This is a genomic window from [Flexibacter] sp. ATCC 35208 (genome assembly GCF_001975825.1).
Lineage (GTDB): Bacteria > Bacteroidota > Bacteroidia > Chitinophagales > Chitinophagaceae > Chitinophaga.
The window spans coordinates 45,751-67,625 of sequence record NZ_MTKN01000002.1 but is presented as its reverse complement, the minus strand read 5'-3'; the positions used below and the strand labels follow the sequence as shown (position 1 = coordinate 67,625).

At 44.4% G+C, this 21,875-nt stretch carries 19 protein-coding genes; 10 read left to right on the top strand and 9 right to left on the bottom strand.

What is annotated here, in order from left to right; all coding sequences use genetic code 11:
- Nucleotides 1–158: 158 nt before the first annotated feature.
- On the bottom strand, nucleotides 159–743 hold the full coding sequence (locus BW716_RS01830; protein WP_083720399.1) for a porin family protein: 585 nt from the start codon (nucleotides 741–743) through the stop codon (nucleotides 159–161).
- Nucleotides 744–928: 185 nt separating this feature from the next.
- Here BW716_RS01830 and dnaK point away from each other — a divergent pair, with 185 nt between their 5' ends.
- From dnaK to BW716_RS01815, 3 genes are all read left to right on the top strand, one after another.
- Entirely contained in the window at nucleotides 929–2,830 is a 1,902-nt protein-coding gene (dnaK, locus tag BW716_RS01825; protein ID WP_083720398.1) for a molecular chaperone DnaK, read from the top strand.
- A gap of 123 nt (nucleotides 2,831–2,953) precedes the next feature.
- The gene (locus BW716_RS01820; protein WP_083720397.1) at nucleotides 2,954–3,964 is read left to right on the top strand and encodes a dipeptide epimerase; all 1,011 of its coding nucleotides are present in this window, start codon (nucleotides 2,954–2,956) and stop codon (nucleotides 3,962–3,964) included.
- Nucleotides 3,965–3,970: 6 nt separating this feature from the next.
- Nucleotides 3,971–5,203: a PmoA family protein gene (locus BW716_RS01815; RefSeq protein ID WP_083720396.1), complete on the top strand. Its 1,233-nt coding sequence runs from the start codon at nucleotides 3,971–3,973 to the stop codon at nucleotides 5,201–5,203.
- Here BW716_RS01815 and BW716_RS01810 read toward each other — a convergent pair.
- From BW716_RS01810 to tssD, 5 genes are all read right to left on the bottom strand, one after another.
- Nucleotides 5,172–5,444 carry a hypothetical protein gene (locus tag BW716_RS01810; protein WP_143708689.1) on the bottom strand — a complete coding sequence of 91 codons (273 nt, stop codon included), beginning with the start codon at nucleotides 5,442–5,444 and terminating at the stop codon, nucleotides 5,172–5,174. The two genes, BW716_RS01815 and BW716_RS01810, sit on opposite strands and share 32 nt — an antisense overlap.
- Before the next feature lie 147 nt (nucleotides 5,445–5,591).
- Nucleotides 5,592–6,239 carry a redoxin domain-containing protein gene (locus BW716_RS01805; protein WP_179090966.1) on the bottom strand — a complete coding sequence of 216 codons (648 nt, stop codon included), beginning with the start codon at nucleotides 6,237–6,239 and terminating at the stop codon, nucleotides 5,592–5,594.
- 254 nt (nucleotides 6,240–6,493) lie between these two features.
- Nucleotides 6,494–6,961 (bottom strand): hypothetical protein, encoded by a 468-nt coding sequence (locus tag BW716_RS01800; protein ID WP_083720393.1) that lies wholly within the window; start codon nucleotides 6,959–6,961, stop codon nucleotides 6,494–6,496.
- A gap of 29 nt (nucleotides 6,962–6,990) precedes the next feature.
- Nucleotides 6,991–7,242: a hypothetical protein gene (locus BW716_RS01795; RefSeq protein ID WP_083720392.1), complete on the bottom strand. Its 252-nt coding sequence runs from the start codon at nucleotides 7,240–7,242 to the stop codon at nucleotides 6,991–6,993.
- A 669-nt stretch (nucleotides 7,243–7,911) separates the two neighbouring features.
- Nucleotides 7,912–8,304: a type VI secretion system tube protein TssD gene (gene tssD / locus BW716_RS01790; protein WP_083720391.1), complete on the bottom strand. Its 393-nt coding sequence runs from the start codon at nucleotides 8,302–8,304 to the stop codon at nucleotides 7,912–7,914.
- Between the two features lie 588 nt (nucleotides 8,305–8,892).
- Between tssD and BW716_RS01780 the strand changes: the two genes are divergently transcribed.
- The 6 genes from BW716_RS01780 to BW716_RS01755 all read left to right on the top strand — a co-directional run bounded on the left by BW716_RS01780 (nucleotide 8,893) and on the right by BW716_RS01755 (nucleotide 17,282).
- Nucleotides 8,893–11,334, top strand: coding sequence for an AAA family ATPase (locus tag BW716_RS01780; RefSeq protein ID WP_083720389.1), 2,442 nt, complete (start codon nucleotides 8,893–8,895; stop codon nucleotides 11,332–11,334).
- Between the two features lie 49 nt (nucleotides 11,335–11,383).
- Complete coding sequence (locus BW716_RS01775) at nucleotides 11,384–11,827, top strand: hypothetical protein (RefSeq protein ID WP_083720388.1); 444 nt, start codon at nucleotides 11,384–11,386, stop codon at nucleotides 11,825–11,827.
- A gap of 23 nt (nucleotides 11,828–11,850) precedes the next feature.
- On the top strand, nucleotides 11,851–13,233 hold the full coding sequence (locus BW716_RS01770; protein WP_083720387.1) for a DUF5458 family protein: 1,383 nt from the start codon (nucleotides 11,851–11,853) through the stop codon (nucleotides 13,231–13,233).
- A 129-nt stretch (nucleotides 13,234–13,362) separates the two neighbouring features.
- The gene (locus tag BW716_RS01765; RefSeq protein WP_143708687.1) at nucleotides 13,363–14,232 is read left to right on the top strand and encodes a hypothetical protein; all 870 of its coding nucleotides are present in this window, start codon (nucleotides 13,363–13,365) and stop codon (nucleotides 14,230–14,232) included.
- Between the two features lie 41 nt (nucleotides 14,233–14,273).
- The gene (locus BW716_RS01760) at nucleotides 14,274–15,260 is read left to right on the top strand and encodes a lytic transglycosylase domain-containing protein (RefSeq protein WP_179090965.1); all 987 of its coding nucleotides are present in this window, start codon (nucleotides 14,274–14,276) and stop codon (nucleotides 15,258–15,260) included.
- Nucleotides 15,261–15,509: 249 nt separating this feature from the next.
- Nucleotides 15,510–17,282 (top strand): RDD family protein, encoded by a 1,773-nt coding sequence (locus tag BW716_RS01755; RefSeq protein WP_143708686.1) that lies wholly within the window; start codon nucleotides 15,510–15,512, stop codon nucleotides 17,280–17,282.
- Between the two features lie 22 nt (nucleotides 17,283–17,304).
- On the opposite strand, the gene BW716_RS01750 is transcribed toward BW716_RS01755, so the two are convergent.
- The 3 genes from BW716_RS01750 to BW716_RS01740 form a co-directional block, all read right to left on the bottom strand.
- A complete protein-coding gene (locus BW716_RS01750) occupies nucleotides 17,305–19,137 on the bottom strand; it encodes a type VI secretion system baseplate subunit TssF (RefSeq protein WP_083720383.1) in 1,833 nt (610 codons plus the stop codon).
- 73 nt (nucleotides 19,138–19,210) lie between these two features.
- Nucleotides 19,211–19,642, bottom strand: a complete 432-nt coding sequence (locus BW716_RS01745; protein ID WP_083720382.1) for a GPW/gp25 family protein — start codon at nucleotides 19,640–19,642, stop codon at nucleotides 19,211–19,213.
- Between the two features lie 29 nt (nucleotides 19,643–19,671).
- Nucleotides 19,672–20,655, bottom strand: coding sequence for a PKD domain-containing protein (locus BW716_RS01740; RefSeq protein ID WP_179090964.1), 984 nt, complete (start codon nucleotides 20,653–20,655; stop codon nucleotides 19,672–19,674).
- A 245-nt stretch (nucleotides 20,656–20,900) separates the two neighbouring features.
- Here BW716_RS01740 and BW716_RS01735 point away from each other — a divergent pair, with 245 nt between their 5' ends.
- A complete protein-coding gene (locus BW716_RS01735; RefSeq protein ID WP_083720380.1) occupies nucleotides 20,901–21,857 on the top strand; it encodes a type VI secretion system baseplate subunit TssG in 957 nt (318 codons plus the stop codon).
- Nucleotides 21,858–21,875: the final 18 nt, after the last annotated feature.

Sequence of the window (21,875 nt, the reverse complement as noted above, 5' to 3'; positions counted from 1 at the left end):
AAAGGTAACGGATCGGTTCCAGATTTCCCCTCTCAGTAAGTGCGTCTCATCAGGAAAGAAAAAAATCGACCTTTTCCTTGCTGCCGCAGGGCCTCCTCTTAAAAAAAAACGCTTCTACCCGCAGGTAAAAGCGTTTTTAAAGCAGTGTATATTAACTATTATAACTTAAACTTCTTATTGAAAGTATAAGACAAACCAATGCTCGCAACACTGTTTTTATGTGTTTCTGTGGCATTTTTATATGCATCCGTCAGCCCAAACATATAGCGTGCAGTAACACCTACACCGATAGGGAACTGGTAGCCCAGGCCAAAGCCTAATCCAAAATCAGCTGTTGTCATGTCATCTTTGGTATCAACGGTCACTTTACCAGCCTTTACTTTGGAAGATGCCAGCAAACCTACCTGGGGGCCCGCTTCGAGGAAGAACTCTTCTACCAGATGAACCTGAAACATCACGGGGATATTAATGTAACCCAGTTTGGTCGTGTATTTATTATTTAAAGCATCCCTGTAATAGAACCCCTGACCGGAATACAGCAGTTCTGGCTGCACGGCAAACATGTCATTCAGCGCAAAATTGGCAAAACCACCTGCGTAAATAGAAGCTCTTGTATGTGAATTATCAACGTTTGTCAGTTTGGCTACATTTAAACCGCCTTTAACGCCGAAAGTGAGGGTTTGTGCTTTGGCACCTGCTACAGCGCAAGCTACCAGCAGTACAGCAAGAATAGATTTTTTCATAATATAAGGTCAAAATTTTGGCAATCGGGTCAAATACTATGCCGAACCGTTATGGGTAGGCACCTCTACGATACTGACAACCTCGACTGACATAATTACATGTCATATCCCGTTGGCATAAAGATTGACTTATAGCCCGAAGAAGACAAATCTATCTACAACTACAATCGAGAATTATATAAACTATGGGAAAGATAATAGGTATCGACTTAGGAACTACCAACTCTTGCGTTGCCGTAATGGAAGGTAACGAGCCGGTAGTAATTGCAAATGATGAAGGGCGCAGGACGACCCCTTCCGTGGTAGCGTTTTTGAAGAACGGGGAGAGAAAAGTGGGTGACCCAGCAAAACGTCAGGCTATCACAAACCCAATTAACACCATTATGTCAGTGAAGCGTTTTATGGGGCGCCATTTTGACGAGGTGTCTAATGAAATTCCTCACTGGAGCTATAAAGTAGCCAGAGGTGAAAACAATACGACCCGTATTGACATCGACGGTAGATTATATACACCACAGGAGATCTCTGCAATGATCCTTCAGAAAATGAAGAAAACAGCAGAAGACTACCTGGGTCAGGAAGTAAACGAAGCAGTTATCACTGTTCCTGCTTACTTCAACGACGCTCAGCGTCAGGCTACAAAAGAGGCTGGTGAAATCGCTGGTCTGAATGTACGCCGTATCATCAACGAACCTACCGCAGCTGCACTGGCTTATGGTATGGACAAGAAACACCAGGATAGCAAGATCGCAGTATTTGACTTAGGTGGTGGTACCTTCGACGTATCCGTACTGGAACTGGGCGATGGCGTATTTGAAGTAAAATCTACCAATGGTGATACTCACTTAGGTGGTGATGACTTCGATAAAGTGATCATGGACTGGCTGGCTGAAGAGTTCAAAAAGGACGAAGCGGTTGACCTGCACAAAGATCCAATGGCATGGCAGCGTCTGAAAGAAGCAGCAGAGAAAGCAAAGATCGAACTGTCTTCTTCTCAGGAAACTGAAATCAACCTGCCTTATATCACCGCTGTAGACGGCGTACCTAAGCACATGGTGAGAAAACTGACCCGCGCTAAATTCGAACAGCTGAGCGACAGCCTGGTGGAAAGAACACTGGAGCCTTGCCGTAAAGCACTGAAAGATGCGAACATGGGTGCTTCCGAAATTGATGAAGTGATCCTGGTAGGTGGTTCTACCCGTATTCCTAAAATTCAGGAAGTAGTAGAGAAATTCTTTGGTAAAAAACCAAACAGAGGTGTAAACCCTGATGAAGTAGTAGCGATTGGTGCTGCGATCCAGGGTGGTGTACTGACCGGTGAAGTAAAAGATGTACTGCTGCTGGACGTAACCCCACTGTCTCTCGGTATCGAAACTATGGGTGGTGTAATGACCCGTCTCATCGAGTCTAACACAACTATTCCCAGTAAGAAATCTGAAACCTTCTCTACCGCAGCTGACAACCAGCCTAGCGTTGAGATCCATGTACTGCAGGGTGAGCGTCCAATGGCTGCTCAGAACCGTACACTGGGCCGTTTCATCCTGAACGATATTCCTCCGGCACCACGTGGCGTTCCTCAGATCGAAGTGATCTTCGATATCGATGCGAACGGTATCCTGCACGTAACTGCAAAAGATAAAGGAACTGGTAAGAGCCAGAACATCCGTATCGAAGCAGGTAGCGGCTTGAGCAAGGAAGAGATCGAAAAGATGAAAGCTGAAGCAAAAGCGAACGAATCTACCGATAAAGAAGCACGTGAAAAGATCGAGAAACTGAACCAGGCAGATAGCCTGATATTCCAGACAGAAAAACAACTGAAGGAATATGGTGACAAGATCTCCGCAGATAAAAAAGCACCGATTGAAGCTGCCCTGGGCAAGCTGAAAGAAGCGCACAAAACACAGGAAGTAGCAGCTGTAGATGCAGCTGTAGCTGAACTGAACAACGCATGGACCGCAGCTTCTGAAGAAATGTACAAAGCTACACAGGAAGGTGGTGCACAACCACAGGGCGGTCAGGAACAACCTCATGGCAGCACAGCTGGCAATGAAGGTGTAACCGATGCAGAATTCGAAGAAGTGAAATAAGCTTTTAGTGTAAATAGTTTGAAAAGGGCAGTATCACCAGATACTGCCCTTTTTTTTGAAAATGGGTATCATTCCCGTGGGTGAATATTCGCTTTCCTGAATGTTTTATTATATTTATATCCTATGCAATTGACACTACATCCATTCGAATTAAAGTTTAGATATACATTTACGATCTCACGTAAGTCCAAAGATGTACAGCCATTACTGGTCGTAGCCCTGGAACAGGATGGATTTAGTGGCCTGGGAGAAACTGCTGATAATGCTTATTATCACATGACCGTACCCCGGCTCATGGAAGATATCAATGCCCACCGTGCCCTCATCGAAAACTATCAGCTTACAACACCTGAAGCATTCTGGGAAACCATGTACCCTCTGCTGAAAGATAACCTCTTTGCACTCTGTGCATTGGACCTGGCAGCTCATGACCTGTATGCGAAAATACAAGGGAAGAAACTGTATGAAGTGTGGGGACTGGATATCGCTCATAACCCGATGACGGATTATACCATCGGCATCGATACCGTAGAGAACATGGTGAAAAAGCTGGAAGAATTTCCCTGGCCCATCTACAAGATCAAGTTGGGTACAAAAGATGATATTGCTATCATAAAAGAATTACGCAAGCATACAAATGCCACCTTCAGAGTCGATGCGAACTGTGCCTGGGGCGTGGAAGAAACCCTGCGCAATGCCGCTGCTTTTGCAGAACTGGGCGTAGAGTTCATCGAACAACCTATGCCTGCTGAAAACAGGGAAGGTATGAAAGAAGTATTTGCGAAATCTGCACTGCCATTGATCGCCGATGAGAGTTGTATCACTGAGTCAGATGTAGCTGCCTGCAAAGGGTTGTTCCATGGCATCAATATCAAGCTCACCAAGTGTGGGGGAATCACGCCTGCCCGCAGGATGATTGCCGAAGCACGGGAACTGGGCCTGAAAGTGATGACCGGTAGTATGAATGAGAGTACAGTCGGCACATCGGCAGTGGCCCACCTGTTGCCTTACCTGGATTATGTAGATATGGATGGTCCGTTGTTACTGGCAGAAGATGTGGCGGATGGTGTGAAGATCATAGACGGGAAGATCTACTATGCCGACAGGCCGGGTACAGGTGCAATCCTGAAATAGTCGGTTATGAAAAATAGTACCCTTATTTTGTTGTTGCTGTGTTGCACTATCCATTTGCAGGCACAGCAGGTAGCCCGGTTTACTGTAAAAGCAGGAGGGTATTCCTGTGCGAATTTACCCGTTAGTACAGCTTTCGATAATTTGGTGGATGGAGAACAGATGCAGCTGGTAGAGATCAAAGGGAAAGAACGCATTCAAACCCCATTCCAGGTCGAACCCGGCAGGATCTGGATATTACTGAGGGGTAATACCCAACCCGGAGAAACACGTGTATTTGAGCTGGAAGAGAAGCCGCACCAATCAAAACTAATTCCAAATACTATCTGGTCTGTTGTTGATAGCACAGGGGTGTTGACACTCACAGACCTGGACAAGGTGCGTTTACAATATCATGCATCCGTGATGAAAGCACCTCCCGGGGTAGATAGTATTTATCAGCGCAGTGGGTTTATCCACCCTTTATATGCCCCCAATGGCCAGATACTGACCAATATACAGCCCAAGGATCATTATCATCACTATGGCATCTGGAACCCCTGGACACATACTTCCTTCAAAGGAAAAGAAGTTGACTTCTGGAACCTGCAAAAGAAAGAAGGCCGGGTAGAATTTGTAAGTTTTGTAAGCAAAACCATGGGCAACGTATGGGGAGGGTTCAAAGCACTGCAACGCCATGTAGCAGGGGAGGAGCCAGCCATAGATGAATTGCTGGATGTAAAAGTCTATTCCAGTGGTAAGGATACCAGCCGTTATATATGGGATTACACCTCAACACTGAATTGCGCTGTAACAGATGGCATTACCCTGCTGCAATACCGCTACGGTGGCGGATTTGGTTTAAGGGCCACTGCCGACTGGAAAGCAGGGAACACCACTTTGATCACCGATGCCGGTACCACCCGCAATAATACAGACAGCACCCGCGCCCGCTGGGTAAAAATAACAGGCAATACTGCCAAAGGTCTTTCTGGCATGTTAATCCTCTGTGCACCTGACAATTTTGACGCACCGCAACCTTTGCGTATATGGGATGATAAAGCACAACATGGGGAACTGATGTTGAATTACAGTCCGACGAAAATGAAGCAGTGGCGATTGGAATATGGCAGGGAGTACAGGCAGCGTTATCGCATAGTGGTATTCAACAATGATTTATCAGTAGCAGAATCAGAAGCGGCCTGGCAGGCATTTGCCCATCCTCCACAGGTTACCTGCGTCTTACTTCACGAAAAGCAATAATCGCGTTAAACAGGCCCACAAAACCCATGAGGAGCATAATAGCAATGAGGCCCCACTGACCGGTAGCCCGGTAAATGAAAAGTTCTACCCTGGATAACCGGGTAAAACTACCTGCGTCGAAGCTGTGGTAAAACTGCATATACCGCAGCAAGGCAAAACCAAAACCAATGATAGTCAGCAACGTCGTCCAGACAACGGTGGTCCAGGTGGAGGCATCTTCATCATGACGTTTAGTAGACATGAAAGTAATATACATGAGGCTGACCAAAAAGTAATGGTCAGCCTCATTTTATTCGGGTACCTGATGGAGCCCTGTCATCGTTTAAGCAATTGTCAGGACCTTCATTTTGCTTTTTGGTCAGCCTCACTGCTCAAAATATGTATAGTCTTATATAGCAATTGCATGTTCCTGCTCCTGACTAGCTGCTTCCAAAGCTTCCAGCAGGGCTTCTTTTGCAAATGGCTGGTCAAACCATTTGTCCACACTCGCATACACAACTTTCAGAGAAGGTGTCAGCACATAAATACCCGGAACCGGTACATCTGCTTCGATACCTGCTACTCTATCCCAGATAGGGTCAGTCGTAGCATATAAGCCTGCCTTCTTAGCGATACCATTGTACTGATCAAAGATCGTAGCAAATGGCAGCTGATACTGTGCAGTAGCGTTTTCAAAAGTTTGTTTATCATCAGTGGTTGCTACTACCAGCTGACCACCTAATACACGGATATCAGCATATACTTCCTGCAGTTTTTCCAGCAGTGTATTACCATAGTTATTCCAGTGAATAGAATGGAACGCCAGCACCAGTGGACCGTCAATTACCTGTGTTACAGGTAGAGAACCATTCAGTGTTTTGAGCGTATCAGAAGTAGCAATGATGTTCTTTTTATGTATATGGAAGGAAGGTAAAGTCTCACCTGCCTGTAATGGTTGGATCGGAGTTCTGTCCTGGCTTCTTTTAGGAAAAAATTCAACTTCGAATTCAGGAGCGATGTCAGCGTATCTGTATAAATTGTTATTGATAGTGGCCATGGTAGTAAGGTTGATTTGATTTGTTAATGGTAGTTCGATTTTTAAGAAACGGTATAATAGGCTAATGTCACATGCACATACAACAGCAGGCATTTGGGGTTGTAGAACAAAATTGGCCATTGAATTTTTCTGATGTTGTTCTGTTAGGCATGTGATTAAATTTTTAGATGATTGCCTGTTATTAACAACACAAAGATAAGGGAATTTCTATTACTCCACCAACTTTGTAGGGTAATATTTTTTATGATTGATTTTCAATTAATTGTATTGGAAATTTCGGTTGGGAGTAACATTGGGGCGCGGTTTTTCCTGATTTTATCTACATCCGCCTTCCATTCCGGACCGAATAAACGGTTCATTTTGGCATCTATATCTTCTATTATAGCAGACAGCTTATTTGCAAATGCATACCCGTAGTAGTCACGTAGTATATAAATATATATAGAGGCGCTGATTTCATCATCCGATAAATGGACGCCTGCTTTGTATCCTTTTTCTAACACATCATAATGTCTGCCTGTATCTTTACGCCTGCACAACTCTGCTGCCTGGTACCAGGCATTCAGTGCCGAAGTTGGCAAATTTTGCTGTTCTGCAAATTCTGCCTGTTGTATATATAAAGGGATTGCTTCAGAGAATCGTCTCCTGATTTGTGCATAGGCTGCCTGGTAACCGTAAAATTGTATAACCAGTGGTAAGCAGGCAGGATCTTTTTGCAACATCCCTTGTTTGGCAATCCGTAATCCTCTTTCTAATAATTGTGGGATCTCAATGCACCACTGAAAGTATCTGTATCTGTGAATGCTGTCAGCTGTGTTACAAATACCTCTGGTAACCGACCGTTCGCAGTCGATTCCAGTTTACAAAATCCTTCATACACCCGCGATTCCTCAGGCTTGATCAGCACACGTACAAATTTGAATGTAGGTTTATTAGCGACTTTGTCCATCCAGGCCTGCTGGATTTTCAGCACCAGTTGGGCAATCGGATTATGTTCATTCATGCTACAGTTATTGTTTCTATTTCAGTACTGTGTGGGCGATTGGAAGATGTTTATTCATTCCGTTATTGTTTTTACTTCAGTACTGTGTGGGCGATTGGAAGATGTTTATTCATTCCGTTATTGTTTTTACTTCAGTACTGTGTGGGTGATTGGAAGATGTTTATTCATTCAGTTATTGTTTCTATTTCAGTACTGTGTGGGCGATTGGAAGATGTTTATTCATGCAGTTATTGTCTCTTTTTCAGTACTAATGGCTGGTTCAAAATCTCAGAAATACCACTGCCCTGTACAGGTTTCAGTGCCACACTTTCACCAGAGAAAGTGATCGTATAATTGGTGACTTAGTCATCTGTATTTACAGTCAGTTGCAGGGTATTGCCTGAAAGTACATTCCATTCATTAAATCCCGGTAATTCATTCACATTACCATCCTTGGTTGTGGTTACATTACTATACAACAATGCGGCTGATGATCATACACATCAAATCGTTTTCTGAGCTATAACGTGAACGGATATTCCTGATGGCAGTCCCGAAAGTATCATAAATCTTCTCATACAGTATTAGTTTACTTTCCAAAACCAAATCTGTCAAACTTTGATACCATTTTTGGGCCAAAAAAACAGATGGCACAGTGCTGAAAAAATCACTGTGCCATACGCAATTATGTTAAGCCTGTGGCCATGGATTCTGGAAGGTAGAGCTACCAAGCTGTACTTCCCTGGCAGAGAGTACCAGCTTTACCTGCATAGGAATTTCGCCGCTGGCCTGAAAATGCTCAAAATATTCTACACAATAAGCATCGGTAAATTTGAGCTCCTTCATTTTGGACATCGCATCGCGGCGATAGAAGATGATACTGCCACTCTTTGTCTGCGTATTAGAGATCATCCAATCAAACAGATTGGTGTCGCCGTCTGACTCAAGCAGAACGGTCAATGAGCCTCCGATGGGGCGGGCGGCGGGCTTACCATTATGATCTGTGTGTTGGGTAAAAGAAAACTGACAGTCCAGTACATTGATTTCTTCACCGTCTAATCGCATTACAGCTTTGAATGACATACCTTGAAGGTTTTGTTTTTAACAATAAATTTATGGTGTAGGCAATGAATTGGGGTTATATCAATTTCAATTGCCGGATTAACGAGAAATATGGTCACCACGAAGATATTTATTCTGTGAGATATTGGAAATTTTTTTTGTCCGGCGTTTCTTCGAATGTTGTTTAAGCTTTCTTCGAGTGTTGTTCGAGTGTTCTTCGAGTGTTGTTCGACTGTTCTTCGACGCTTGTTCGATGCTAGTTCGACGTTTCTTCGATTAAAATTACATCCGCTACCCCTGTTAATAAAATAAAAAATTAATGGTTTTCGCTTAATGATTAATCATTAAGTGAAGATTTAAACGTATGTGTATAAGAATTACATTGTGATTAAATCTGATTGAATTGTAGTCGTTTAACTATTACCGTAATAAAAACAGGGGAGTGGTAAAACTTTTATCGTTTCAACAGCTATGAGGAAAAGGGCAATGATAAACCGCTTAATAAATAATTTATATACATTTTCGCGTATCTTTACCCCGTAATAATGACCCAAAATAGTATTAACCCTTGATAGGATAATATTTTTAGAAAAACCTTGAATCATCCAAATGACCCTGGCTACTTATACAATTCAAGCTCCGGAGGTGCAGGCTGCCATACGTATTGCCCAGGCCCTCGCCAAGGAACATCAGCATGTGCAATATACTCCTGCACACCTTTTACTGGCATGTTTGCATAAAGAATTGAATCTCACTGCCGCTTTACAGGCAATGGGGATCGATATATATTACCTCGAAGAATGGGCCGAAGTAAGACTGGATGGTTTACCCAAAGGTGCCCGTATTCCGGATGAGCCTGAGGCCGATGACAATGCCAGCAATGTACTACAGGAAGCCGATTCTATCCGTCTGGAATACGATATGGATATGGCAGATGCCTGGTGTTTGCTGGTAGCGATTAGTACCCCGGGTGTAGGTTTTACTTTCGAACAACTCAAATCATTTCCTGTACAGCGTACACAGTTGCTCACACATTTTATCAAAGATGTGCCGCAACCAAATTTGAATGGCATTCCCAAACAACCCGCTGCCGCAGGAAAACTGAAATACATTTATCGCCTCACTGACCCTCAGTACCTGCAAATGAAGCATGCACTGGCAGGCAGAGATGCAGAAGTACGTACCATGCTGGAAATCCTCTCCCGTAAAGGGCGTTCCAGCATTCTCCTGATAGGTGAAGGAGGTGTGGGCAAAACAAGTATGGCCGAAGCACTCGCAAGAGCCATCGTGCAAAAACAAGCCCCTGCACAGTTACTACAAACTGATATGTATGCACTCGACTATGGTGCATTCATAGCCGGTGCTGCGTATAAAAACGAACTGGAAGACAGGCTTCAGCAGATCATCTCCCATTTGCAGGAGAGGGGGCGTCATGTATTGTTCATCGACAACCTCCACACCTTGCTGGACAAGCAACCCGGCTCTGCCGGTGGGATGGGCAATGTGCTCAAAGCTGCTATTGGCAAGGGAGAACTCATCGTGATCGGTTCCTGCACCCCTGAAGGTTTCCGCAAAATGATAGAACCGGATAGCCTGCTCCGTCATTGTTTTGAAACCATGAACCTGCCGGAACCAGACGAAGCCCTGGCCGCAAGAATGATCAAAGCAGTGATGCCTGATTATGAAAGTTATTACAACCTCACTGTGGATAACGAAGTGATCACAGAAGCCATCCGCCTGTCACGCCGTTATCTCAAAGAACGTAGTTTGCCGGATAGTGCGATTAATTTATTAGACCGTACGCTGGCGGCTATTCGTACTACAGCAGATACAGGTAAGCAGGTAGTTGACGATCTGCGTAAGCAATTTGAAGCTATCGAAGACGATCGTACGGAATTACTTTGGTGCTACCAGCAATGTATGCAGCGCTTAAGTGCTTTGCTCACCACAAGGCTGCATATTGATCAGGAAGTCTCTAAGATCGAAGATATTGCGGCTTTAAAGGCTGTTTTAGGCGATATGCTGACCCAACTGGATCATCAGGTCATGGAAGTCCACAATGCGGTTAAAACCGTGGATTTGGCTACCATGATTGCAGAAAATACCGGTATCCCCCTCGGAAAGATCCAATCCAGTGAAAGAGAGCGGTTGGTGAACATGGATGTGGAGTTGCGCAAACGTGTGGTAGGGCAGGATCACGCCCTGAAAACCGTATCTGAGGCCATCCTGGAATCCCGTTCAGGCCTGAGCCGGCCCGGGCAACCCATCGGCTCCTTCTTCTTCCTTGGCCCTACAGGTACCGGGAAGACAGAACTGGCCAAATCTTTGGCAAATTTTTTGTTTCAGGATGAGAGAAGCATGATCCGGTTTGATATGTCTGAATTCAAAGAAGAACATTCAGCCGCATTGTTGTATGGAGCCCCTCCGGGTTATGTTGGTTATGAAGAAGGTGGTCTGCTGGTAAATAAGATCCGTCAGCAACCCTATGCTGTTGTACTGTTTGATGAAATTGAAAAGGCCCACCCTTCTGTATTCGATATTTTTTTACAGATCATGGATGAAGGTAAATTGCATGACCGCCTCGGTAAAACAGGCGATTTCTCCAATGCCCTCGTTCTGTTCACTTCCAATATAGGCAGTGAAATCATTGCTCATTCTTTCCGTCAGGGCGTAATCCCGCCATCACAACAATTGATGGAAATAATGGCAAAAAATTTCCGCCCTGAATTCCTGGGTCGTCTGACCGAAATAGTGCCGTTTGGACCCATACAAGCCGAAAATGTAGTCAGGATATTTGACATCCATTTGCAACACCTGTTGCAATTGCTCAGGCAACAACAAATTGAACTCGAAGTATCTGTTGCTGCAAAGGAACAGCTGGCCGTAGAAGGATACTCTCCACAGTACGGAGCAAGACCATTGAAAGAAGTGATCCGTGCCAAACTGCGGAAACCGCTTTCAAAAATGATCATAGAAGGAAGCTTGCAACCACACCAGAAAGTAGCACTGGACGTGGATGGAAATGGCGGGTTAGTCTGGGATATTCGTTAACTTACAATGTAGAACCATAGCGCATTTATTGTAGTAAAAACCATTTATTATGAATGATAATTACGGAATTGGCGGCACCGAGGTGAAGCTCGACGCCAATGAGGCCATTGTTGAAATCTCCCATAACCGGACCCTGTTTGCTGAAAAGTTGACCCAGCAAACCCCTGTTAAACCGGAGATAGTACAGGGATTAACTTCTGTAGAAGATGTGTTTGAGCATTATAAACCTACTGTCAACATGCTCTATCATGATGCCGACGGCCGTACCATCCCCGAAAACCTGGAATTCCATAACCTGGGTGACTTTGGCGTGAAAGGTATTACTGCCCAGAGCAAATTCCTGAACGACCTCTCTACTGAAAAAGAACAGTACCTCAGGATCATGAAACACCTGAAAACAAACAAGATCCTGAAAGCTGCACTGGCAGATCCTGCAGCCAGAGAAGCCCTGCTGGGTTCCATCAGAGAGCTGCTGGCAGATCTGAAAAAGTAGTTCGTACCAATTAATTCTTACCCATGACAGAATTACAAAAACAACAGGGGGGACAGCAGGAAGAAAAACTGCAAACCGCGCCCGGACAAAAACAATCCGCATCACTACAGGAAAATCTCGATATACTGGCCAAGTACGGCGGATTTGATCTGCTGGAAGGCACCATCGAAGGCGTACAAAACCTCAATCCCGAACGTAAAGCCCGCCGCAATATCTTCCTGACCGAAAGCTCCAAAAAAGGAGAAAGAGACTACCTGAAAAAAACACTGGAACTCTGGGGAAAAGTGCTCACCGAAGCTCAGGACCTCCCGGATATGGTAACTTACTGTACTGAACATTCCGAACAGGCAGGCAACGTACTGACCCATAACCTGGCCGAAGCTGTAGAAGCGACCAAAGAACTGGAAACTTCTTACCGCAACGTCGCCCTGTTCTTTAAAAATACTGAGTCTGACAAAGTGAAAAACATCTCCTTTATCAACGTGGAGGCCGATCAGATAAAAGACTTAGATAATACCCGCTTCATTGACGCCATTCAGCAGGAACTGATTGCTAACTACGATCGTCTCGATCTGCGTGATAACTACAGTTTACTGATCCTGCCTGGTTACCTGGGTTCCAACAAGGTGCTGGAAAAATGGGCGAAGATCGCCTATGAAAACAAAGCCATGCTGGTCACAGACTTCTCTCACCTGGATGCTCCGGATGACGTAATGGAAATGTTTGAACTGGCTAACCTGACCGGTGGCGAAATCCATCGTTCCAATGTGATCATGACTGCCAACTGGCTCGTAGGCCGTGGTAAATTCGACGAGATCAATGAGCAGGACAACCTATACGTTCCCCCTTCCGGCGCACTGGCCGGTAAAATATATAAAACCCTCATGTCGCAGGTCACTGCCGGTAAGAAATTCGGCGGTATCAACGAAGTAGATGGTGTGAAGTTCGAACTGAAGAAAAGTGAAATTGCCAGCCTTGAAAAAATGGGCCTCATCCCAATGGTAAAGGAATACGGCAAGGTCATGGCCTTCAGTGCAAAGACATTGTTCAATGGAGATAATATCGGTTTACAAACCTACTCCGTCGTTCGTGTATTTGACTACGTAACCAAAGTACTGATGGACTTCCTGAACCGTCGTGCATTTGAAAACTTCAATGCCAATACCCGCAAAGACCTGATGAAACAGATCATCCGCTTCCTGGATAGCATCACAGGTCCGGATAAACTGATCGAAGATTTCAACATCCGCCGTTTCGAACAGGATCCTTTACAAAAAGACCGTATTCACCTCGATATACACCTGAAACCATACTTCCCTGCCAAGAACTTCCTGATCAAAATGGATGGTCACAAAGGGGAAGATGCGAATGAATGGAATACTGAATATGAGCAGGACAAAGCATAAAATGGCCACCCGCAATTCAACTTATTGATGATAAACAAACTGTAGTTCCCCCTCCTGGAGGGGGAGCCTGTTTTTTAAGCCGGGAGCAGTTTTGTGTAAACATAAAATCAAAAGCAAGGAAAAAGTCAGATGAAGCATTTGCTATTAGGCGTTTTCTGTTGTTGCTTTTTGTCATGGAGCAATGCTTCAGGGCAAGCGCAGCCAGACAGTATTATCACGACGAAAGGCGCCGTCACCCTTATTACCTGTGGATCTTCCATCAGTACCTTTCAAATCGGAGATGGAAAAAATTCAGATTACGACTATCGCATCGTAGATGGAAATGTCGTATTTATCCGGCCGGTAGTGGCAAACCCACGCCCGACCAATCTGGTGATCAGGGAGGGAGACAATATTTTTTATATGATCCTGGCCTACCGGGAAAAGGTAGAACTGTCTAAACTGAAGTACAACCTGTCAGGCGGTGCTTCGGCAAAGACACCTACGGGTGGGGCAGGCGCCGGAGGAGGTACTTCAACAGTCGCTACCACTGCGGAATCCGCAGCTGATAATAACACACCACTGCCGGATGTCGATACCGTAACAGTGGGCAACATCGCAGCAGACTTTATGAAACAACGAAAGGTGCAGCGTCAGTATGAAACCACTTCGGAAGATATTACTGTCACGTTTTCGCAGGCGATGAGTCTGAACAACCTGATGTATTTGTGTTTCAGAATTAAGAACCAGGGTGGTACACCTTACCAGGTAGAGAAAGTAACGATCATGCATAAAGTGCATACCGACACGACCACCCTACATCATTTGCCAGTCGCCTACAGAAAAGGTCCTTCCTTTTTTGGGGGCAGAGATGAAGAAAACGTGGTGTTTGTAACACCTGCACCTGTGCTGAAGAGGTCCGATGAACTCATCTTCATCATGTACAATGCAGCGACAAAGAACCAGATCGTTTTGTATGTACCGATGAGCGGTTTGCCAAAATATATGATCACTAAATGATCCGACGTTATCTCCATATAATCCTTGTTTGTACCTTTTGTATGATCACAAAAGTACTGTCTGCACAGCAGGTAGCCTTTTGTGGCGAGTCTGTGCCTATGGAGCGGGATTTTGTAAATTACAGACTGATGGATGTGATAAAGGGGCACCTCCGTCACCGTAATTTTCTGCCAGCGCTGAAAGCCCGGTCAGAACAGTATTTTCCGCTCATTGTACCCATCTTACAGCAATACCATATACCGGAAGATTTTAAATATTTACCTGTGGTGGAAAGTGGCTTTACCAATGCTACCTCCGTCGTAGGTGCACAGGGTATCTGGCAGCTGATGCCGGCTACCGCTACTACTTTGGGACTGGACGTAAGTAATTCAAATGATGAGCGGAATGAGCTGCTGAAATCAACACATGCAGCCTGTAAATACCTCGTACAATTATACAATCAGTTACACTCCTGGACACTGGCCGCTGCTGCTTACAACTGTGGCGCGGGCAATATCTCGCGCAATATCCGCAAGCAGGGTAGCAACGATTATTATCAGCTAATGCTGAACAGCGAAACGGCACAGTACATTTATAAGATCATTGCGATCAAGCAACTGTTCGAATATCCTGAAGTGTACATCCCTGAATTTGGATACAATGTATTCAACAAAACAACGGTGAATGCCTCTGTTTTTAATTCAGGACCTTCGGTAGAGTCAGATAAACGATTCAGAAGTATCAAAATCAATATCGGCGGTAAGTCAGAAAAAGCAGCTATCACGACACTGGCTGCTAAGATGCAGAGCAGTACAAGCTTTGAAGATGGGCAGCTGGTAAGTATATTGTTGTTGGATGACCTGCAGGCGAATGGCGTTTATATCCGAAAGCAAACAAAACTGTCGGGGAGGGGCTGGCTGGTGAGTAACCGTATCTATGTAGATCTTGGTTTTGGTAATGTGGTGGTATTGTGCGATGCAGGAGGGAAGAAAGGTGTTTCACCCGAAACGCTTAAAGCAGGAGGAGAAGTCCGCCTACAGAAAATATAATTTGCTTCAATAAAAAAGGTGGCGTCTCAAAACTTCGAGACGCCACCCTTTTTATTGGGGTACCTAATGGAGAGAATTTTTGTACATGCAATTCTCATGGCCTTCCTGTTATTTATAATGCATCCCCGTTTATTAGAATGCAATTTTAAATCATGCCTGCCAATGATTAAGATTGTAAAATGCCGGGAAATAAAATCAGATAATTACAGGCCGGCAAGGAGCTTCCCCTGTCCACATATACTAAATGATATGCACCCTTTAAAGACGCTGTTATGGCTACGATTCGCTTCGTTCATAATGGATATGGCCTTTATTTATTGCCTGAGCATTCTACTGCAGCCTGTTATCTGGAAATTTACTTTTATTGCCTTCAGCGATATGCTTGCTGTGGTTTTTGCAATTTACTATACAGTTTCCTATATTTTATTTGCAGGGCAGACACCTGCTAAGTTACTTACAGGATTGCAGGTAAAGCAAAAAGATAGGAGAGGGCTGACCCTGAGAATTATTCTAGTAAGAGAAGTGCTTTTAAAAGGTATCTGTGGACTATTGATCCCATTATTCCTGGTGAAACAATTCGTTCCTTGCTGGTCTGTTTTCTACACAGCAGGCGTCTCTTTCATTGTTTTGTTTGTAACAGTGATGACTATTGTGCTGTTTAAAAGAACATGGTGGGAACTGTTGTCAGGCACGCTTACCATACAGTTAAACAGGGGCCGCCGCAAATCCAGACCATTCCTGTATGCGATGACGCTGGTGACCATCAGTGCCATCGCAGTGATGACCTATCCGTTATTCTCAGGAAAAGAGAAGCTGATGAATAGTTTCTCTTCCAGATATCCTGTAACCAAAGAAACAGAGAGGTATGCGAGTTTCATAAAATCAAACGGGGAGGATCCAGTTGATTACATCTTTCACCTTTTCGAAAAAAACGATATTGTTGTTATATCTGAACGTTTACATCCGGAGTATACCCAGTATGACCTGATCTTCCGGATTGTGAATGACGAGCGGTTTGCAAAGGAAGTAGGAAATATCTTTACCGAATGTGGATCGGTGAGTTTTCAGGATACATTGACCTCCTACCTGCATACATCTTTTAGAACTGAAGATGAGCTGGACAGCAGCACAGCTTTGCTACAGCGGAACAGCAATGCAATATGGCCCATCTGGAGTAACAGTAACCTGTTCGACTTTTTCAAAACGGTGAACAAATTGAACGTTAGGTTGCCAGACAGCGCAAAGATCAACTGGTACTTTACGGGCCCTCCGGTGGATTGGCAAACAATGACACATGAGAAATATCTCAGGGGATACAACAATCTGCTGTATGACAGTATAATGGCAGGAAATATTATCAGCAGGTATAAAACGACTATCGCAGGGCATAAGAGACATAAGGCACTGATAATTATGAATAGCCGTCACGGCTACGGCCTGCCAGTGGGCAAGAGGAAGGAAAAGTTCTCCAGCGTATACCTTGGTACTACTGGTTTTCTTATGCAAAATCTGCCAAAGCAGGTGGCCAATGTGATGATCAATACGGTATCTCTCAAATATGCTTCTTTGTTGTCGCCAATACAGAATGGCAAGTGGGACAAGGCTTTTGAAGCGGCAGGAAATCCGGATGTAGGTTTCGATTTTGCAGGCAGCCCTTTGGGAAATGATAATTTTGATGCAGGTTTCATCCAGCCACGTTCCATTAATTACTCAGACGTGTTCACCGGGTTTATTTTTTACAAACCACTGGAAAACCATATTACAAAGGATGGCTTTCCTTATATGTTTAACAACTTTGAAGATACTATTATTAAGCGGGCAGGCTATGTCAGTGAAGCACATACAGAGATGATCAGGCGCAGAATTGCCCGATATCAACAGGATCCCCAAGATCCGGTTGATATCGGGCCGGCAAAATATGCCATCTTATACAATATTGTGAATGTGATAGTAACGCCAATACTTTTACTGATATGTCTGTTAATTGGGGTGATATTTTTTATACGGCTGCCTCAAAAGTAAATGAGACAGCCGGATTTTGTAATTACATCAAAACGTCATTCATGAAAATTCTATACGGATAATTATTCGTCCCATTCTCTTTCAATTGCTGCAACATCTCATCTTTCATATACAACAAACTTCCTTCTGCATATAAATTCGCTGGTTTAGATAAAGTGATTTTTATATCCAGCGTTCTGCTATATCCTTCTGAAGCACCGGGTTTTACAGACACCCCCTTCACAATGCTCACCTCTCTCAGCTCTTTCCCCATCACATACCTGACCAGTGCTTTGATATCTTCAGGTGTCACAATCCTATTCCTTGTAAGCAAATGATAGCGATACAGGTTAATCTTTTCATCAATACTCAGGCGATCTTTCCCACCCTGCGTATTCGACAGCATACTGATAGAATTCGGCTGTAACTGCACACTACCATATTCCTGCAACTTGCTACCCATACGGATATTATTCGCGGTACTACCATTAGTCGTGTAAAACTCTAAAAACAAATAATCCGCATTCTCCTTTGGCTTGATCATCAGGTAAGGAATATTCCCCCTGTTGCTGGTAGGCTGTAATTGTTCTTCCAGAGATGCGATCAACTGATGCAGTTCCCGCATTCTACTTGCCACATAGTCATTCCGCACTTCTTCAAAGAGCGAACTTTCATCCCTGATCACTTCAATCAGGTAAGCAATGATCTCTTTTGCCTCACGGGAATCGAACCGGCCAATACCACTGCTCCTGATAACCAGTTCGCCTTCCTGCATCTCACCGCTGGTCGTAAAGTTACGCACATGGTAATCGGTGCCTGCCACATCATACACACGTTTCACATCAAAGTAAATATCGTTGGTATGCAGCGGCATAATATTCAGGTACTTGTTCAGTCGCTGTGATTGTTCATTCAGCTTTTTGTTAATGACCGGGAAGCTGTTGATACTACAAAACAGGTCTTCCAGCAGGGAATGACGAATGGTTTCAGGGAATTCAATCCTGATCCACACGATCTCCTGTTGCAATCTGCTGCTACCCTGGCCAAACACATGATGCAGGGCAGGAGGGAAAGGCATGGCTGCCGGTAATGGTTCAGTGCTGGTGACCGTCTGAAAATGCTGTTTGAATCGTTGTAATACCTGTTGACTATACCTGGTATTGGTATCGAAGGCAGGTTCCATAATGGCTTCCAGGTCTTCCTGAGCGGCGCTTTTGCTATGAAAATAGCCGCTTTTTACCTGCAAAGGCGTTTCACCTATATAAAATTTGGCCAGTGGCAGGTAATGATAAAACATTTCCTGCAGGTGTACGTTTCGCAGATCAAAGAAAAAAGAGAGCCCTTCTGCCGAGGTTACGGCTCCTTCCATACTCAGACCCAACCAAAGATGATTAGGCGGCGTATCGGCCTGTAAATTGCCTTGAAGGACCTGTTCTTTGAACCAATGGTCCCTGGTCTCAAACAGTTTACCGCCAATCACGCTATATTTTACCTGTCCACGGAACAGGCGATGATGTGCCAGGGGCATAAAAAAGAGGTCCTGGCTGTTAAAGCCGTTCCTCAGGGAATAGAAAAACTGGTGATCTGGTGTGAGCGCTGCCGTCCGCTCATTGCAGCTGGCATGCAGAATACCATAAGCAGGTTGGCTGCTGGTGATCGGTTCCGGCATCATGATCTGGGCCAGTCGTTCTACCAATCGGGCATGAGATACTTCTGCGTCACCTGATATTTTTTCCAGTTCACTGGCACAGGCTTCCAGCAATAACTGTACAATGGGATCAAAGGAGGTTTCTACCTCTGCATCAGGGTATCCCCACAGCCTGGCGGCCGTTTTCAGCATCCGGTCTTTGATTCGTTCTTTTTGCTCTTTAGCCAAGGGTTAAGGGTTTAAGTGATTTAATTCCGAAGCAATCTGCCTCCACGCCGGAGGCGCACCCCCTGAATTTTTTTTAATCATATGACAATGGACTTACGTAAAAGAAACTACTATAATTGAAATCAGTCTTGTTCCTTGCCAGCACCCCCGTTACTGTCACCCGTATCTTCTTCTTCACTTTTTTAGAAGTCATCCCCATCACTTCCTCCTGACTGATTTGCGCCACTACTCTCGTCTGTGTCAATCGTTTTTCATATCTGTTGATAGAAGCTCTTATTGACAGTTCCACCTGTTCCTTCACTTCATTGTTCGAAGCCCTGATATCGAAATCGTTGTCCCACAACTGACAACCATACTGGGGATCGTCTTTGTTCTCCCCCAGTACGGTTGTGATTAACAACTGAATATGCTGTGCTACCGATTCTTCGAGATTCACATCGGGCAGATCCTGCTTTTGCAAAATTCTGGAAAAATCCATTGGTAGTTTATAATACTGCTGTTTCATTTTTCAATCATTAAAGAGAAAATCAATCATTAAAAAATGCCTAAGAATTTCCTGTCATATCGTACACGTATTTCCTTCACACAACCGTTTTGATCTTTGATCAGGTTCACGAGTTCAATCTTAAATCGTTTCTTACCACGGATACGTGAGCAGAAATGACTGAAAGCATCAGTATCCTTATCATTCAGCAATACCCTTGCATTCAGATTATCGCAGAGGTATGGAGAGAAGTCACTGGCACTCTTTTGTTTATCCACCACCTGGCTCAGCATGAACTTAAATTCATCGTCTGATACGGAAGGCACCTTAGGTTTTTCAGGTACCGCTGGTTGCGGAGTAGGCTCTGGCACCTTGTTATCTTCAGGGAACGGCATGGGTTTAAAGTCTTCCACCTTGTGATTGCTTTGAGCAGGGAACACCATGATATGTTTGGTCACCATCTTGCTGCTATCGCCATTGATAATGAGAGACAAAATGCGTTCGCCGGGAGAGGAGAATGTATAAGTAACAGCGCGGCCGTTATGCACTTCAGCACCTCTTTGCAACAGTTGCCACTGCCATGTGCGGGCATTGCCTGTACTATTTGTAAACGTAGCAGGACGGCCTGCCAGCACTTCTTCCGGACCATCGATAGTGGGATAGAGGTCGGCCGCCGGTGCAGGGGTATTATCTGCTAAAGCATTGATAATAATTACTTCCTGGTGCCAGGTACACTTGCTATGTGTGAGGGTCACCATATAAGTGCCGGCTTTTGTAAATGCATGGTATACCTGCAAGCCACTGGTAGTGGCTGTAGAATCACCAAAATCCCAGGTGAGCCCGCTGTTGCTGCCTCCGTTTGTAGCAGCTTTAAAGGTGATCACTTCTCCGGTACTAAAAGAAGTGTGTTTCCCTGCATTGTTCCGGCTTGCAAGCTCAATACTTATCTGGCTGCAATCTTCACGGCCGGTAGCCTGGAAGGCCAGTATAATGATACTGATGCCCAGTAATGCAAGGAATGTGTACAGTACCATTGGGTCGATATGGTTTGTTATCTTGCTGAATGGTCTATACGTAGTAACTTTTCGCTCATTAGCGGACTTTCTTGGGGTCATAGGTTTCTCGTATTTCTGCAATTTTAAATATTTTTTTAGATAAATTAATAAACTAACTACATTCGTAGTTGAAATTTTAACATTTGAATCCGTGAAATCTGATGATATTTGTTAGTATGTAACCCTGAAAAATAAGAGATCAAGAAAAACCTAAATTAACCCGTATGGTAAATAATGCCCAAAAAGCCGCGGTGCTGGAAGAAGTGATCGACCATATCAGCAAATTGCATTATGATGTACGTGCCGAAGTAATAGTGGGAGAGTTACTGGATAATCATGTGCGTGCCGAAGAAATTGCTGTACAGAATCAAAACGTTTTTGTACGGTCTTTCAATAAAGATATCTTAAATGCTCAACTGGATGATTCGCAACCTTATCATCCATTCATTTCGCTTACCCTCTCCCGTGATGGACTGTACGATCGTTTGCCAGAGGGTATCTTCCACCAGTTCACGCCGCAGCAGCAACAGCGCTCTGTGAGAGAAATGGTGCTTAACTACAAGCGTCAGCAAAAAGAACAACAGGAAGCCAGAAAGTTTTTTCGTCCCCTTGAAAATGAATTCTTCCTGCAAAGAGTTTTTCTTGAACAGAAAGAAAAGCATTTACTCTTCGATGCGTTTGGAAAAGATGCAGATGAACTGTTTCTTTCCTTTTGGGGCATACGGTCTGATTTGCCAAAACCGGCCCTGAAAAAATTGGTAAAATTGTTGCCATATATCTACCGCATAGCAGGTAATCTGCCTTTGGTACAATTGTACTTGCAGGCCATTCTGGATGAGCCTGTAAAAATTATACAGGAAGATACGCCAACTGCTGTAGAGACAGGTAGTCAGGTACCATTAGGTGATTCAAGATTAGGATTGGATGCGATGACAGGCGATCTCTTTTATACAGATATGCCTGTATGGAAAATTACCATTGGCCCCCTTCAACAGCACAGGGTACACGACTTCCTCCCGTGGCAGCCTTATGGCCGTCTGCTGGAGACCTGTTTTAGTTTCCTGGTGCCAGCTGATGTAGATGTTGAGACCATCCTGGAACCTCACCCCGATGAGAAGAAAGTCTTTATGGCTGATACTCAGGAAAAAGAGGGTTTGGGAGGATACAATTTTTACCTGTAGGCATTAAATGGAACTATT

What these genes read in the sequence shown, in the direction of transcription:
- BW716_RS01735 (WP_083720380.1), top strand. Translation starts at nt 20,901, where the DNA reads ATGGTAAATAATGCCCAAAAAGCCGCGGTGCTGGAAGAAGTGATCGAC.
- BW716_RS01770 (WP_083720387.1), top strand. Translation starts at nt 11,851, where the DNA reads ATGACAGAATTACAAAAACAACAGGGGGGACAGCAGGAAGAAAAACTG.
- BW716_RS01740 (WP_179090964.1), bottom strand. Translation starts at nt 20,655, where the DNA reads ATGGTACTGTACACATTCCTTGCATTACTGGGCATCAGTATCATTATA.
- BW716_RS01760 (WP_179090965.1), top strand. Translation starts at nt 14,274, where the DNA reads ATGATCACAAAAGTACTGTCTGCACAGCAGGTAGCCTTTTGTGGCGAG.
- BW716_RS01780 (WP_083720389.1), top strand. Translation starts at nt 8,893, where the DNA reads ATGACCCTGGCTACTTATACAATTCAAGCTCCGGAGGTGCAGGCTGCC.
- BW716_RS01805 (WP_179090966.1), bottom strand. Translation starts at nt 6,239, where the DNA reads ATGGCCACTATCAATAACAATTTATACAGATACGCTGACATCGCTCCT.
- BW716_RS01800 (WP_083720393.1), bottom strand. Translation starts at nt 6,961, where the DNA reads ATGTTGCAAAAAGATCCTGCCTGCTTACCACTGGTTATACAATTTTAC.
- tssD (WP_083720391.1), bottom strand. Translation starts at nt 8,304, where the DNA reads ATGTCATTCAAAGCTGTAATGCGATTAGACGGTGAAGAAATCAATGTA.
- BW716_RS01815 (WP_083720396.1), top strand. Translation starts at nt 3,971, where the DNA reads ATGAAAAATAGTACCCTTATTTTGTTGTTGCTGTGTTGCACTATCCAT.
- BW716_RS01775 (WP_083720388.1), top strand. Translation starts at nt 11,384, where the DNA reads ATGAATGATAATTACGGAATTGGCGGCACCGAGGTGAAGCTCGACGCC.
- BW716_RS01795 (WP_083720392.1), bottom strand. Translation starts at nt 7,242, where the DNA reads ATGAATGAACATAATCCGATTGCCCAACTGGTGCTGAAAATCCAGCAG.
- BW716_RS01745 (WP_083720382.1), bottom strand. Translation starts at nt 19,642, where the DNA reads ATGAAACAGCAGTATTATAAACTACCAATGGATTTTTCCAGAATTTTG.
- dnaK (WP_083720398.1), top strand. Translation starts at nt 929, where the DNA reads ATGGGAAAGATAATAGGTATCGACTTAGGAACTACCAACTCTTGCGTT.
- BW716_RS01810 (WP_143708689.1), bottom strand. Translation starts at nt 5,444, where the DNA reads ATGTCTACTAAACGTCATGATGAAGATGCCTCCACCTGGACCACCGTT.
- BW716_RS01765 (WP_143708687.1), top strand. Translation starts at nt 13,363, where the DNA reads ATGAAGCATTTGCTATTAGGCGTTTTCTGTTGTTGCTTTTTGTCATGG.
- BW716_RS01830 (WP_083720399.1), bottom strand. Translation starts at nt 743, where the DNA reads ATGAAAAAATCTATTCTTGCTGTACTGCTGGTAGCTTGCGCTGTAGCA.
- BW716_RS01820 (WP_083720397.1), top strand. Translation starts at nt 2,954, where the DNA reads ATGCAATTGACACTACATCCATTCGAATTAAAGTTTAGATATACATTT.
- BW716_RS01755 (WP_143708686.1), top strand. Translation starts at nt 15,510, where the DNA reads ATGCACCCTTTAAAGACGCTGTTATGGCTACGATTCGCTTCGTTCATA.